Source organism: Micromonospora sp. NPDC050397 (assembly GCF_044901685.1).
In the GTDB taxonomy this organism is placed as follows: Bacteria; Actinomycetota; Actinomycetes; order Mycobacteriales; family Micromonosporaceae; genus Micromonospora_G.
Genome location: NZ_JBJDPS010000001.1, coordinates 281,227 through 294,638, shown reverse-complemented (window position 1 = coordinate 294,638; position 13,412 = coordinate 281,227). Strand labels below are relative to the sequence as shown.

Here is a 13,412-nt window from a genome sequence, read left to right as displayed (position 1 = left end):
ACTTCGGCGTCGTGGCAGGATGTCCTCGATGGATAACGCGCCGCCGCCCGGTGTCGCCGCGCTTCTGGGTCGGGCTCGTCAGGTCGTCGTCTTCACCGGTGCCGGCATCTCGGCCGAGAGTGGCGTGCCCACCTTCCGTGACGACCTCACCGGGCTGTGGGCTCGCTTCGACGCCGAGCAACTCGCCACCCCCGAGGCGTTCCACGCCGACCCCGACCTGGTCTGGGGCTGGTACGAGTGGCGGCGCGCCCGGGTACGCCGCGCCCAGCCCAACGCCGGGCACCTCGCCACCGCCGCCATCGAGGACCTCGTCCCCGGCAGTGTCGTAATCACGCAGAACGTTGACGACCTGCACGAGCGGGCCGGCTCCCGGGCACCGATCCACCTGCACGGCAGCCTCTTCGCGCCCCGCTGCGTGACCGAGGCCGCCCATCCCGCGCCCCTTCCCTCCGGGAACGGCGGGGCGACCGATCCGGGAGAGGGCGAACGGATCACGCCACCCCTCTGCGTACGCTGCGGAGCGCTCGTCCGTCCCGGTGTGGTCTGGTTCGGCGAGGCCCTGCCCGAGAAGGCGTTGAACGCGGCCGTCACCGCCGCCGCCTCGTGCGACGTACTGCTGACCGTCGGCACCGCCGGCCTGGTGTACCCGGCGGCCGAGATTCCCCGGATCGCGGCACGGTTCGGCGCCACCGTGATCCAGATCAATCCGCGGCCGACTCCACTCGACGAGATCTGCGCGGTCAACCTGCGCGGACCCGCGGCCGAGGTTCTCCCCGCCCTGGTCGAGGCGGCATGGGAGTTCACCGAGCGGGCGTGACCCGCCGACGGATCCTGATGTCGTCGAGGTCGGTCGAGACCGACTTCAGGTCGCGACAGTCGGCGCCGAGTCCCGCGACGGCGGCCACGGCGAGCGCCTCCGCCCTGCCGATCACCGCCGTCTCGTCCTCGTATTTGGTGGCCGGCACCAGGCAGCGGAAGGTGAAGCCGGCCAGGGAGCGCTCGTAGGTCACGGTGCCCGCCTCGGTGAACTTCGCCCGGAACACGTCGTGCTCGTCGGCCCTCTCGCGCAGCGCGGCCCGCTGCTCGTCGTCGAGTGGCGCGAACTTGCCACGCACGATCACCTGGTACGTCTTCTCGGCCATTGCTGGTGCCTCCGGTTTCTAACTGGGCATCGCGACCTCGGTCCGGGGACCGGTACGGCCGGCGGCGACCCTACCGGGGAGGAGCGTGGGAACGCACCGGCATTTCCGTCGCGGTCGGTCAGGCGGGCGGCCCGAGCCACGCCCCGAACTCCTCGGGCGTGGCGACGCCGTGCTCCAGCACGGCGGTGTAGATCTCGAAGCCGCTCACCTCGCCCGGGTACTCCGGGCGGCGGTGCCAGGCGTCCTTGATGCGCAGGATTCTCAGTCGCTGCTCGTCGGTGAGCGCGGCGGCCAGTTCCCGGTGGTGCGCCGTCACGTTGGCGTGGTCGTGCCTCACTTGAGTGCAAGGAAGGGCCCCTTATTAACGCATAGCGTTAATAAGGGGCCCTTCCTTGCACATGTGGCCGGACCAGTTGCGGTCGCGCTGCCGTCAGAGGCTGCGGGCGCTGATGTCGCCGTGGGAGGTGGTGGCGCGGATGTCGAGTTCGACGGTGCCGTCGTTCTTGAGCGCGTTGCTGACCCGTCCGTAACCGGTGCCGGCGTCCAGGGCGGCCGAGACGCCAGCGGCGGCGGCAACCGAGATGTCGCCGGACTGGGTACGGAGCACAACCTCGCCGCGTACGGCAGCACCGATCCGGATGTCACCCCTCGCGGTGCTGATCTCCGCAGGGCCGTTGAGCCGGCCGACCTCGACGTCACCGTCGATCGCGGTCAGCCGGACACTCTCGGCCTCGTCGATCTTGATCTGGCGGTACGCACCCTCGAACGCGACGTCACCGAGGCGGCCGACGCCGCGGAGTTCGGAGCTTGCGGTCTTTGCCTCGACGTGGGAGCCGGCAGGCAGTTGGACGGTGACCTCGAGCGATCCGGAGGGGCCGAGGAGCTTGTTCTCGGGCTCGGGGGTGTGGATCCGGAGGATGCCGTCGACGTAGGTGACGGCGGTCTGTTCGGCCGCCCGGACGTCCCGGCTCTTGCCCGGGTCGGCGGGCCGGACCTCGACGGTGGTGTCGGCGCGGTCGGCGGCGATGAGCTGGACGCGTCCGGCGGGGATGCCCAGAACGGCGGAGATCGGGGCGGGGGTGTCGAACTTCTGCATCGTGCTCTCCCGTGCTCGCTCTTGTTTCTGACACCGGAAACGCTACGTTGCTTTCCAAATCACGGCAACACGCTTGTTGCACTAGACCAGAGTTTTCCCAGGCCAACGACATGAAACTGTTGCAACGGCTAGGAATAGAACGCAACGACGAGCAGGTGAGCATTGCAATGACTAGGAGATGAACGCTATTGTCGAGGGGTCAGCGAGCAGCACGGGAACCAGCGAGGAGATCACGATGCCGGGAGGCAGGCTCAGCCAGCAGGAACGCCAACAGATCGCGCTGGGGCTGACCGACAGCCTCCCGTACGCCGAGATCGCCCGACGCCTCGACCGGCCGACCTCGACGATCACGCGCGAGGTGATGCGCAACGGTGGCCCCACCGCCTACCGCGCGGATCTCGCCCACCGTGCCACCGAACGCCGCGCCCACCGGCGCAGGCCGGTCTCCTCACGAGGGTCGGATCCGGTGCCCGCGTCGAACGGACGCGCCGCCGAGGCCGTGGCCGAGTACGAGGAGACGCTCACCACGGTCCTCATGGCCTCGGGTCTGCCGAAGATGACAGCCCGGGTGCTGACCTGCCTGTTCACCACCGACGCGGGCAGCCTCACCGCGTCCGCGCTGGCCCAGCGCCTCCAGGTCAGCCCGGCGTCCATCTCCAAGGCGATCGCCTTCCTGGAGAGTCAGAGCCTGGTCCGCCGGGAGCGCGACGAACGCCGCCGCGACCGGTACGTCGTCGACGACGAACTCTTCTACCAGGCGACGATCGCCAGCGCCCGGTCCAACGACCTGCTCGTCGCGACCGCGCGCCAGGGGGTCACCATCCTCGGCCCGCACACCCCGGCCGGCGACCGGCTGGAGAACATCGCCCGCTTCCTCGACTTCATCAGCGAGAGCATCACCCGTGCCGCCGAACAGGCCCGCGCCGTCCTGCACACGCCTAACCCGCGCTGATCGCCCCGGCGAGCGCGACGGCGATGGCGAGCCAGAGGACGTACGCGACAACACTGACGCCGAGCATGATCAGCACCTTGACGACGGTCGGCGTCCGGGTGCGGGCGACAGCCAGGTTCGCCCCGAGTCCCAGCGCGCCGACCAGTCCACCGAGGGCGCCCCCGACGGCGAGCAGCAGGAGCGGCAGCAGGGTTAGTACCCGCAGGACGACCGGCGCCGAGGGCCCGGTCCGATGCGGTACGCCGTTGACCTGCACCGTCGGATAAGGATCGGCGAACGCACTGCGTACGGTGGCTTCGACCGCACCGCCGGCCGTCGCTGGCAGGGCGTACCGGTGCCTGCCCGTCCTGGGCGCCGGCACCCCGCCGACGGTGACGGCGGGACGCCCCCAGAAAGCGTTGGTGGTGACGACAATCGGACCGGCCACGCCGTCGATGCCGATAGGTTCCGTGATCATCGCTGGTGATCCTAGGCCGGACCGGCGGCGTCCACCGCGTCCGCCGAGATGATCTTCAGCACTCGGTCGACGCCGATCAACGTCACCTGGACCTACCGAACGGCCCCGCGCTGATCCGGGTCGAACCTGCTGACGCCGTCGTCGACGTCCTCGATGAGCCCGTCCGGGGCCCGCATCCGCCAGGCGTCGGTGACGAGTTCCCGTAGCCGTTCGACGTCCACCGCCACCAGCCGCAGCATGACCAGCGGCAACCCGTCGTACGCGGGAGTGGTGAAGAAGGTGTCGGGCTCGCCGAGCAGGAGCGCCTGCTTCTCCGCCTCGTCGCCGACGTACAGCACGGCGATGTCGGTCCGGATGACGCGGGAGGCGCCGGGTCTGCGCTCGGGGTAGGACCAGACGAACCCCTTGTCGCCGACCCGGAAGTCGAAGCCGTCACTGTCGATCTCGGCCACGTGTGGCAGTGCCCGCGCCAGGGCACGGAGGTCGTCGGCGTCAGCCATCGATGCCGCTCCGGGAATCCGCCTGCTGCACCCGCACAGGCTAACGGCCGCGCCCGGCCGGGCGCCCACCGACCCGCGCGGCCGACGGCGAGCAGCTCACCGCTGGTGTCGGCGCCGGGCCGGCGGCTCCCCCGGTTCCCCGGTCGTCACCGAATGCCCCCGTGGCCACCGTTCCCGGGGACCGACCACGCGATCTTCGCCGGGTTCAACATCCAGAACACCCGGTCGATGCCCTGGTCGGAGGCGTCGACCGTGAGGACCGCGAACACTCCCGCGTCCCGGCGCAACAACGCGGCCGGCTGCCCGTTCGCGTCGCCCCAGTCCACCTCGACCCCGGGCCAGAACCGGTCCGCGAACGCCCGGACGTACCTGGCCACCGGGAGTGCCCCCACGACGGGGATACGGGTGGCGCGGACGGCCCCACCGCCGTCGGCGTGACTGACGACATCCGCCGCGAGGAGTTCCTCCAGTCCGGTGAGGTCGCCGGAGCGGGCGGCGGCGACAAACGCGGTGAGCAACCGGCGTTGTTCGGCTTCGCTCACCGGGGCGCGGCGCTCGGAGACGAGGTGTTTGCGGGCCCGGCTGACGAGTTGTCGGGCCGCAGCCTCGCCGACCTGGACGATCTCGGCGATCTGTGGGTAGGGGTAGTCGAACGCTTCTCGTAGCACGTACGCCGCGCGCTCGGTGGGCGTGAGCTTCTCCAGGAGCAGCAGGACGGCGAGGCCGAGGGCCTCACCGCGTTCGGCACCGAGGTACGGGTCCGCGCTGGTGTCGACCGGTTCGGGCAGCCACTGGCCGACGTACGTCTCCCGGCGTGCCCGTGCGGACCGGAGCGCGTTGATCGCCAGGCGGGTGGTGACCGTCGCGAGAAACGCGCCGGGCTCGGCCACGCTGCCCCGGTCGTAGCCCTGCCAACGCAGCCAGACCTCCTGCAACAGGTCCTCCGCCTCGGCGGCGCTGCCCAACATGCGGTACGCGATGCCGAACAGGCGTGGCCGTACGCCCGTGAAGATCTCCACGGCCCGGTCCAGATCCTCCCGCGCACCGGGGTGGTCCGCCGGTCGGGTGTTCTCCATGCTGTTCGCCCCCGCTCCGCTCACCATCGAGCATCCGACGGGCGGGGCCGGAACAGGGGGTGTTTGCCGCCACTCGGGCGCCGAGTGTCACCGACCGGCGAGGCTACGGCTGGCCGGGAACGCAGTTCTCACTGGTACGGGTGACCGTGTACTCGGTGTTGTCGTGGGTGATGCCGGACGGTGCCCCGGCGAAGTGCGCTTCCACCTTCTGCCAACCCTGACGCTGCTCGTAGTGCAGGTGCGGTGCGCCCGAGTTGCCGGTGCTGCCCACCCGCCCGATCTGCTCACCCTGCGCGACCCGGTCCCCGGCCCGGACCAGGGGTGGTTCGAGCAGGTGGAGATACTGCGTCTCCCACTTGCCACCGTGGTCGATCTTGACCCAGTAGCCGCCGCCCCGGCCGCGTGGACCGTCCGGATCGTCGGGCGTACGACCACCGAGGGAGCCGTTGATCCCCGCCTCGGTCACCGTGCCGGCGTAGGAGGCGAGCACCGGCCGCCCCCACGCCTCGCCCTCGGTCGGGAACATGTCGACGTCGTAGTCGTCGTGACCGGGATAGGTGCCGAGCTGCCAGGTCTCGCCGCAGGCGACCGGTAGTTGGAAGAGCGGTCGGGGGCCCGGTGGTCGCAGCAGCGGCACGACGACCACGGCGACGACGAGGACGGCCGCGAGTACGCCGAGCGCGAGAACGGCCAGTCCGACGCGGTTACGGACCGGGCGGTGGGTACGGGGGCGGTTCGGACGGCCGGTTGTCACCACCCGAGCCTGGCAGACGCCGACAAGGTCCACCCAGCCCGCCCGGGTCCACCCAGCCCGCCCGGACCGCCGCGCCCTGTCCCGTGAGGAGAGGCAGGACGAGCGGGCCGGGCTGGGTGGACCGGGTGGACCGCCCCGGGCTCGGGCCGGCTCGGGTTCAGCCGAAGTTGAACACGAGCGGGAAGGCGAGGACGACGACCCAGGCCCAGACGGCGTACACGATCACGTACCGGGTCTGCCAGCGTTCCAGGCGGGCGAAGGGCACCCGGCCGCGTACGAAGCCGAGGAACAGCCACGCCGACCAGGCCAGGTTGGTGAGCAGGATGACGTTCTCGCCCAGTGCGGCGGTCTTGTTCGGGCTGAAACCCCACTCGGTGATCCGGCCGGTGATCGCCACCAGCACCAGGACGTCGATGATCAGCGCGCTGACCACGAGCGCGAGTTGCAGCCGGTCGAAGAGACCGGGCCGGGCCGCGAAGTCACGGGCGGAGATGGCGTACAGCAGCAGGCCCAGCACGATGACGAGGAGCAGGTCGAACAGGATGAGCACGTCGCGCTCGACGTCGATGCCGTTGGTGGTCCAGACGATGGCCACCAGGAAGGCCAGGAGGGTGGCGGCGAACAGCGGCGTGAAGACGCGGGTGAGTACCGGCGCCATGTTCTCGATGACGCTCTGTTTCGCCTCCACCAGCCACGCCGCCACGATGATCGCGGCCATGGCGCCGCACGGCACCAGCCACGATTCGAGGACCCCCTCGAGGTCGATGCCGATGGCCCGGAAGGTGCCGGCCGTGAAGGCCAGGAGTACCCCGCCACCCAGCGCGATGAGGGCGAAGTAGATCAGCCATTCCCCGGTGAACCGGATGAAGTCCATCCGCCGCCGGTCCGATCGCCAGTCACCGCCCACGTAGGCGACACCGACGACGAACCAGAGGGCGAGCGGCAGGTGGATCGCCGTGAGCACGGCGGTGTGCGAGTCCTCGGTCAGCGGATAGGCGTTCACGACCACCGCGCCGACCAGGAACAGCGACGCGAGCACCGCGATGACGCGCCCCCCGAGCCGGCGTTGCCAGGCGAAGTAGGCGGCGAGCGGCGGCAGCGCGAAGAGACTGAAGTTGAGCATGTAGAACAGCCCGGAATCATCGTCGCCGATGTCGAGCCCGAACAGGCTCGGCACCTTGATCGCCAGCGCCGCGATCACGGCGCAGAGCACCATGACCGGCAGCTCGCGGCGGGACCGGGCGGCGGCCGGCGCGTCCGGCTCCCCCGGCAGCACGAGCTGCTTCCACAGCCGCTCGGAATGCTCCCGGGCGAACTCGCGCGAAAGCTCGTCGAGGCTGCCCATCCGCTTCACGGCGATGAGGAACGCCTCGTCGTCGTGCAGACCCGCCTCGGTCAGGTCGGTGATCCGGCTGCGGAGATGGTCCTCCAGCTCCTCGGTGTCGGTGTGGTGCAGCTCCCGGCGGCGTTGCGTGTAGGCCCGCCACTCGTCGATCTGGCCTTCCAGATCGTTGTCACCCCCGGTCATCGCCCCACCTCCCAGGCCGGTGTGACGATCGGGGTGAAGGACTGTGCCGTACGCCAGACGCCCCGCAGGGTGTCGACGACCGCCTCCCACTGGCGACGCTGCTCGGCCAGCTCGGCCAGGCCCTGGTCGGTGATCCGGTAGTACTTGCGCCGGCGTCCCCCGGGTGGGGTCTGCCAGTCCGACTCGACGTGACCGAGCCGCTCGAGCCGGTGCAGGAGGGGGTAGAGCAGCCCCTCGGTCCACTCCAGTTGCCCGCCCGACAGTTCGTTGACCTGTTTGAGGATCGCGTATCCGTAGCTCTCGCCGTCGGCGAGGATCCCCAGCACGAGCGGGGTGGCCGAGGCCGCGACGAGGTCTTTGGTGATGTGCATGTGACCGCCTAACCCTAGGACTGCAATGCATAGTAGTTCTAGGTATGACGAGCGCGCAATCCAGGTGGACGCCGCCGGCGGCAAATCCTGGCCCGCCTACGGCGCTCCCGGTCTCCTCGGACGCTCGATCCGGGTCGGGTTGCCCCGGACCAGCTCGTCGTGCAGGCGCCAACGCTCGTCGATCACGGCACGCCCGGCCGCCTCGTCACCCTGCTCGATCCGCTGCCGCAGCAGCCGCAGGGCGATCCGGCGGTTGTCCCGCAACTGCCGCTCGGCGTCGACCACCACGACGATGCCCGAGGGGCGGTGGGTCGCCCGGACCGCCGTACTGGCCTTGTTCCGGTGTTGACCCCCGGGACCGCCGGTACGGCAGGCGACGATCTCCACGTCCGCCTCGGCGAACGCCGTACGCGGGACGTCGACCTGGCACGGTTGGGCGGTGACGTACCAGTTCTTCCGGCCGACGCTGGACCGGTAGGGGCTGGGGGCCTGCCAGCACAGGGTGCCGGTCCACGAGACGGCGAACGCCTCGGCCTCGGTCCCCGTGATCTGCACCAGGACCGACCGGTAGGTGTCGCCCCGCTCGCCGGGAACGGTCCGCACCCGACGGGTTTCCAGGTTCCGTCGGGTGGCTTCGGTCTCCAGACGGCGGAGCAACCGGGCCAACGCCCAGGCGCACTCGGCCGGACCGCGCCCGGCCGACAGGAGCAGGTGTACGTTCACCGCCGCCCCCGCTCACGACGCTGCTCCCGCCGAGCGGGCTCGCCCAGGTCGGGCGTCTTGTACGTCACCAGCGGAACCGTGGTGGCCACGGCGGTGGCCAGCCCGTGCTCGGTGAGGTCGGCGATCACCTGCTCGATCCGCTTGTACGCCGTCGGCGCCTCCTCGAACAGCAGCTGCCGGTCGCCGCACACCACCAGCGAGCCGACCGGCGTACGGCGCAGCTCCTCGACCGTGTGCTTGGCCCGTCCCCGGCGCAGCGCGTCGGCGCGCGACATCTTGCGCCCGGCGCCGTGTGCCACCGAATGGTTGGCCTCCGGACCGGCGTGGGCGGCCACGAGGTAGGAGGGGGTGCCCCGGGTGCCGGCGATCAGGACGTCGCGGCCGTCGCCCGGGGCCGCACCCTTGCGGTGCAGGTAGACCCCGCCGCGGACCTCGACCAGGTTGTGGCACTGGTCCACGACCGGCTCGGTCGGCTCGGCGCCCAGGGCATGGGCGACCCGGGCGGCCATCAGCCGCCGGTTGAGCGAGCCCCACCGTACGGCCTCGTCGTGGGCCGCCAGGTAGGCGCCGGGATCCGGGGCGGGACCGGCACCGTGGAGCTCGGTGTGGGCCCGCAGGATCCGCTCGCCGAGGCCCCGGGACCCACTGTGGACGATCAGGACCAGATCCTTGGCCGCGAGGCCGAGACGACTCGCGTGACCGGGGTCGAGGACGGTCCCGATCCGGGCCAGCTCGACGAAGTGGTTGCCCCGACCGACCGTACCGAGACCCTCGGCGTGACCGGCGGGGATGTCGCCGTCCCAGACGGCCCAGGCCGGGTCGTCGGCGTCCCGCTCGGGGTCGAGCGCCCGGTCGAGGTTCGGGAACCGGGCGGCGAGCTTCTCCGGTACGGCGCGCTTGAGCCGGATCGGGAACACCGCGATGCCGCACCCGATGTCGGAGCCGACCAGGAACGGGTACAGCAGCCTCGACGCCATCGCGGCGCCGATCGGGGCCCCCTTGCCCGGGTGCAGGTCCGGCATGGCGGCGACGTGGATCATGCCGTCGAAGGCGGCCACCTGGTGGCACTGCGCCAGGGCGTCGGACTCGATCCAGCTTGTCGGGGAGGCGAACACGGCGACGGTGGCCGAGGGCGTGGTGAGGATGGGGTTCGGCGCGGACGCCGACCCCGAGGGGTGCTGGGACAACGACGCTCTTTCCACTGCGGAGAGGGAACACGGACGGACGGCGTCACGGTGCCGGTCGGCGCCGTACGGCCGGGAGAGGAAGCTGGGTGGTGTCCGTCAGAACGTCATGCGGACAGGTTCCCGGAGCCCGCCGCGCGCGGCAACCGGTTTTCGGGTCCGCCCGCCCTCGGCGTCGCACGGTCGGGTCCGCCCGGCTCCGGCGTCGGATCGTTGGGTCCGCCCGCCTTCCTGTCGGACGGGCACGGTAGAACTTTGCCCGTCACGGATCACCTGTCCGCGGGTGTGGCCGCCGATGTCCCGGGCGGAGCTGCGCGGATCAGCCGGTGGGAGGTCGAACGTCTTGGACGCGGATGCCGTCGCCCCGAAGGTGGGTGCGGCCGACTGGGAACGGCGCAGTGTCGTACGGGTGCTGCCCGTCGCGCGACCGCGCAAGCTCGGAAAGGTGCCCTTCGTCGAGTTGGCCGACGGGGCGTTGCAGGGAGTGGTGTCGAGCGGCTCGGACATCGCCCGGGTGTACGTGTCGGCGATAGCCGCCGGCAGCCACGAGGCCTCCTGCAGCACCAACAACAACCGGCCCTGCGGTGGCGGCGGCGTACGCTGCGGCCACATCCGCGCACTCGCCGACGAGGCCGTCGGGCAGTACGGCATCGCCCAGGTCGCCCGCTATCTCCGGGTCGAACTCGACGAGAGCGACTCGTCCGGCGCCGACCTGCTGCGTCGGATGACCTCCGGGCACGGACCGACCGTCGCGGCCCGGGTGTTCAGCCGCTTCCTGGCGCACCTGTCCTACCTGGAGGTGCCGGCCACCGCAGAGCCGCTGCCGGAGCTGCACTGGTTTCCGTCCGGGGTGAGCCACTGATGCGGGGCGTACAACTGGCCGAACTGACCGGCTCCACCCCGGCCGGGGTGGAGGCGGCGCTCGGCGTGCTGGCCGGTCTCGACGACGCCCTGTCGCAGGGACTGGGCCGACTGAACACGGCACAGACCTCGGCGCTGACCGAGCTGGCGGGCGCGGTCGCGGCCACCCCGCTCGGGCCCCGGGTGGCCGAGTCGGTGGAGAAGATCGCGGCCGGTTCGATCGGTGACGACTCCCTCGCGCTGCTCGCCGGTGCCCGGACCGCGCTGATGGGGGCGGTGCACGACGCGCTGCTGGCTCAGCTCGACCACACGCGGGGCCGCGAACGGCTGCCGTGGGCGCCGCCGGCAACCTCCACCGCCGAGCCGGGCGGCACCGTGCCGGCGGCCGACGGGCCGCTCGCCGGGGCACGCTCCTGGTTGACGGAGGCCGCCATCGTCGGCTGGCGCGGCATCGACGCCGAGTCGCTGTCGGCGGGTGGGCAGGTCGCGGCCGGACTGCTCGCCACCACCTCGCACCGTCGCCTCGCGGTGCTGCTCGACGGCCTGCTGGCCGAGCTACGCGCGGCGTCACCGGTCGCGGTGACGGACCGGGTGCCGGCACGTCGCTGGGGTGACCTGTGGAGTCGCGCGGTGCTGCTGGCACGCCCCGGCGACGGGGCCACGCCCGGCGGCATGACCGGGCCGGGTGAGGCCGTCTCCGGGCGGTTGCTGGTCCTCGGTGTCGACGTGCACGAGCACCCCACGGCGATGCAGGCGCAGGTGCACGCCATCCTCGAACCCGGTGGCGACGCGCCGGCCCGGCTGGTACGCACCTCGGTCGCGTCCGCGAAGGTCGACACGATCGTCGGGCCGACGCTGTGGCAACTGCTGCGCGGCTACCCGGTGCTGGTCGGGGCACTCGCGGCCGGCGTCGGCATCGAGGTCACCGACCTCCTCCTGCGCCCCGGCGGCGACCTGGTCTGGCGGGAGGAGTCCGCTCGTCCGGACGCACCGGCCGACCCGTTCGCGGTGGCCCGGGTCCAGCTCGGCGCCGTACTCGCCGACGCCGCCGCGCCGCTGGACCGGCACCCGGCGGCGATCGCCGAACCGGTGCTGCTGGAGGGATACACCACCAGCGTCGACGGCGAGGGGAGGCTCACCCTCGACGTCGACGGCGCCACGATCGGCGTGGCGACCGACCGCCTGCCGACCTGCGGGCCGCTCACCCCGGAGCTGGTGGCCGCCTCGTCGGCCTGCATCGGCCTGCTGCGCTGGGACGCGGGTCGCTGGCTGGTGCAGCCGCTGGCCGTACAGGCCACCGTGAAACGGAAGACCATCGTCACGCAGACCGGCGACTGGGCGATGGGGGCCGACGGCCCGAGGGCGACCAAGGCGGCGAAGGCCACCGACGCGGTCTCGGTGCTGCGGGAGCGGGCGGGAAGGTTGCTGCGGCGATGAGCGAACCCGAGAGCAACGCGGCCGAGCACCGCCGACAGGTGCTCTACTGGCGCCTGCTGGCCCAACTGTTCAACCCGGACGAGCAGGCGGCGCTGGAGGCGGCGAGCGTCGCCGTCGTCGACGACCTCGGCCTGCCCACCGCCCTGCTGGACCCGTCCGTCTCGGTCGACAGCGTGGTGCAGCGCCACCCGGAGCTGGCCGCCGAGCTGGTCGGGGTGATGGCACCCGAGGAGGAGACGGGCGACGAACCGGTCGGGCCACCGGAGGTACGCCGCGCGGCCCTCGCCTCGAAGCTGCTGCTCAACGTCTTCGGTACGGGCAGCGGCAGTGTGAGCGCCGGGCAGCTCGCCCGCTGGCAGTCCGACGCGGGCTGGCTGGAGCAGGGCCTGGGGCACGAACCGGGTCAGCTACGCGGCCGACCGGGCGGCACGGGGCTCTCCGGCGTGCTGGCCAACCTGGAGGGTGACCTGGTCCGCCGGATGCGCCTGCGTGAGGTGCTGGCCGACCCGGCGCTGGCCAGCAAGCTCACGCCCAGCATGTCGCTGGTCGAGCAGTTGCTGCGGGACAAGCACAACCTCTCCGGGGTGGCGTTGGCCAACGCCAAGGCGCTGATCCGCCGGTACGTCGACGAGGTCGCCGAGGTGCTGCGTACGCAGGTCGAGCAGACGAGCGTCGGCACCGTGGACCGGTCGGTCCCGCCGAAGCGGGTGTTCCGCAACATCGACCTGGACCGCACCATCTGGAAGAACCTGCCGAACTGGAACCCGGAGGACGGGCGGCTCTACGTCGACCGGCTCTTCTACCGGCACACCGCCCGGCGTACCACCCCGGCCCGGATGATCGTGGTGGTGGACCAGTCGGGGTCGATGGTCGACTCGATGGTCAACTGCACCATCCTCGCCTCGATCTTCGCCGGGTTGCCCCGGGTGGAGGTGCAGCTCATCGCCTTCGACACCCGGGCGATCGACCTGACGCCCTGGGTGCACGACCCGTTCGAGGTGCTGCTGCGTACCAAGCTCGGCGGCGGGAACGACGGGCCGGTCGCGCTGGCGATGGCCCGCCCCAAGATCGTTGACCCGCGCAACACCGTACTGGTCTGGATCTCGGACTTCTACGAGTTCGGCCGGTCCCAACCGCTCTTCGACGGGCTGGAGGCGGTGCACCGCAGCGGCGTGAAGCTGATCCCCGTCGGCTCGGTCAACAGCAGCGGGCGCGCGGAGGTGAACCCCTGGTTCCGGCAGCGGTTCAAGGACCTCGGCACACCGGTGATCTCCGGCCACATCCGCAAGCTCGTCTTCGAACTCAAGAACTTCCTCACCTAGGAGACCGCG

At 71.4% G+C, this 13,412-nt stretch carries 16 protein-coding genes; 5 read left to right on the top strand and 11 right to left on the bottom strand.

What is annotated here, in order from left to right; genetic code table 11:
* Positions 1 to 28 precede the first annotated feature (28 nt).
* The gene (locus ACI2K4_RS01165) at positions 29 to 817 is read left to right on the top strand and encodes an SIR2 family NAD-dependent protein deacylase (RefSeq protein WP_404507813.1); all 789 of its coding nucleotides are present in this window, start codon (positions 29 to 31) and stop codon (positions 815 to 817) included.
* Here ACI2K4_RS01165 and ACI2K4_RS01160 read toward each other — a convergent pair.
* The 3 genes from ACI2K4_RS01160 to ACI2K4_RS01150 form a co-directional block, all read right to left on the bottom strand.
* Positions 801 to 1,142, bottom strand: coding sequence for a DUF6204 family protein (locus ACI2K4_RS01160; protein ID WP_404507812.1), 342 nt, complete (start codon positions 1,140 to 1,142; stop codon positions 801 to 803). The two genes, ACI2K4_RS01165 and ACI2K4_RS01160, sit on opposite strands and share 17 nt — an antisense overlap.
* Positions 1,143 to 1,260: 118 nt before the next feature.
* Positions 1,261 to 1,479 (bottom strand): hypothetical protein, encoded by a 219-nt coding sequence (locus tag ACI2K4_RS01155; protein WP_404507810.1) that lies wholly within the window; start codon positions 1,477 to 1,479, stop codon positions 1,261 to 1,263.
* Positions 1,480 to 1,572: 93 nt separating this feature from the next.
* Positions 1,573 to 2,238: a DUF4097 family beta strand repeat-containing protein gene (locus ACI2K4_RS01150; RefSeq protein WP_404507809.1), complete on the bottom strand. Its 666-nt coding sequence runs from the start codon at positions 2,236 to 2,238 to the stop codon at positions 1,573 to 1,575.
* Between the two features lie 235 nt (positions 2,239 to 2,473).
* Here ACI2K4_RS01150 and ACI2K4_RS01145 point away from each other — a divergent pair, with 235 nt between their 5' ends.
* Complete coding sequence (locus tag ACI2K4_RS01145) at positions 2,474 to 3,190, top strand: helix-turn-helix domain-containing protein (protein WP_404507807.1); 717 nt, start codon at positions 2,474 to 2,476, stop codon at positions 3,188 to 3,190.
* Here ACI2K4_RS01145 and ACI2K4_RS01140 read toward each other — a convergent pair.
* The 8 genes from ACI2K4_RS01140 to ACI2K4_RS01105 form a co-directional block, all read right to left on the bottom strand.
* Positions 3,177 to 3,647 carry a hypothetical protein gene (locus ACI2K4_RS01140; RefSeq protein ID WP_404507805.1) on the bottom strand — a complete coding sequence of 157 codons (471 nt, stop codon included), beginning with the start codon at positions 3,645 to 3,647 and terminating at the stop codon, positions 3,177 to 3,179. The two genes, ACI2K4_RS01145 and ACI2K4_RS01140, sit on opposite strands and share 14 nt — an antisense overlap.
* A 92-nt stretch (positions 3,648 to 3,739) precedes the next feature.
* Positions 3,740 to 4,147: an MmcQ/YjbR family DNA-binding protein gene (locus ACI2K4_RS01135; RefSeq protein ID WP_404507804.1), complete on the bottom strand. Its 408-nt coding sequence runs from the start codon at positions 4,145 to 4,147 to the stop codon at positions 3,740 to 3,742.
* A 146-nt stretch (positions 4,148 to 4,293) separates the two neighbouring features.
* Complete coding sequence (locus ACI2K4_RS01130; protein ID WP_404507802.1) at positions 4,294 to 5,250, bottom strand: RNA polymerase sigma-70 factor; 957 nt, start codon at positions 5,248 to 5,250, stop codon at positions 4,294 to 4,296.
* Between the two features lie 76 nt (positions 5,251 to 5,326).
* Complete coding sequence (locus tag ACI2K4_RS01125; protein ID WP_404507800.1) at positions 5,327 to 5,977, bottom strand: M23 family metallopeptidase; 651 nt, start codon at positions 5,975 to 5,977, stop codon at positions 5,327 to 5,329.
* 157 nt (positions 5,978 to 6,134) lie between these two features.
* Positions 6,135 to 7,505 (bottom strand): permease prefix domain 1-containing protein, encoded by a 1,371-nt coding sequence (locus ACI2K4_RS01120; protein ID WP_404507798.1) that lies wholly within the window; start codon positions 7,503 to 7,505, stop codon positions 6,135 to 6,137.
* Entirely contained in the window at positions 7,502 to 7,876 is a 375-nt protein-coding gene (locus ACI2K4_RS01115) for a PadR family transcriptional regulator (protein ID WP_404507796.1), read from the bottom strand. Before ACI2K4_RS01115 ends, ACI2K4_RS01120 begins: the two co-directional genes overlap by 4 nt.
* A gap of 96 nt (positions 7,877 to 7,972) precedes the next feature.
* Complete coding sequence (gene prfH, locus ACI2K4_RS01110) at positions 7,973 to 8,599, bottom strand: peptide chain release factor H (protein WP_404507795.1); 627 nt, start codon at positions 8,597 to 8,599, stop codon at positions 7,973 to 7,975.
* The gene (locus ACI2K4_RS01105) at positions 8,596 to 9,786 is read right to left on the bottom strand and encodes an RNA ligase RtcB family protein (protein ID WP_404507794.1); all 1,191 of its coding nucleotides are present in this window, start codon (positions 9,784 to 9,786) and stop codon (positions 8,596 to 8,598) included. Before ACI2K4_RS01105 ends, prfH begins: the two co-directional genes overlap by 4 nt.
* A 340-nt stretch (positions 9,787 to 10,126) precedes the next feature.
* Between ACI2K4_RS01105 and ACI2K4_RS01100 the strand changes: the two genes are divergently transcribed.
* From ACI2K4_RS01100 to ACI2K4_RS01090, 3 genes are read left to right on the top strand one after another with little or no spacing between them, the layout of a single operon-like run.
* Positions 10,127 to 10,645 carry a hypothetical protein gene (locus tag ACI2K4_RS01100; RefSeq protein ID WP_404507792.1) on the top strand — a complete coding sequence of 173 codons (519 nt, stop codon included), beginning with the start codon at positions 10,127 to 10,129 and terminating at the stop codon, positions 10,643 to 10,645.
* Positions 10,645 to 12,081 (top strand): hypothetical protein, encoded by a 1,437-nt coding sequence (locus tag ACI2K4_RS01095; protein WP_404507791.1) that lies wholly within the window; start codon positions 10,645 to 10,647, stop codon positions 12,079 to 12,081. Before ACI2K4_RS01100 ends, ACI2K4_RS01095 begins: the two co-directional genes overlap by 1 nt.
* The gene (locus ACI2K4_RS01090; protein ID WP_404507790.1) at positions 12,078 to 13,403 is read left to right on the top strand and encodes a VWA domain-containing protein; all 1,326 of its coding nucleotides are present in this window, start codon (positions 12,078 to 12,080) and stop codon (positions 13,401 to 13,403) included. The genes ACI2K4_RS01095 and ACI2K4_RS01090 overlap by 4 nt, the downstream gene beginning before the upstream one ends.
* Positions 13,404 to 13,412: the final 9 nt, after the last annotated feature.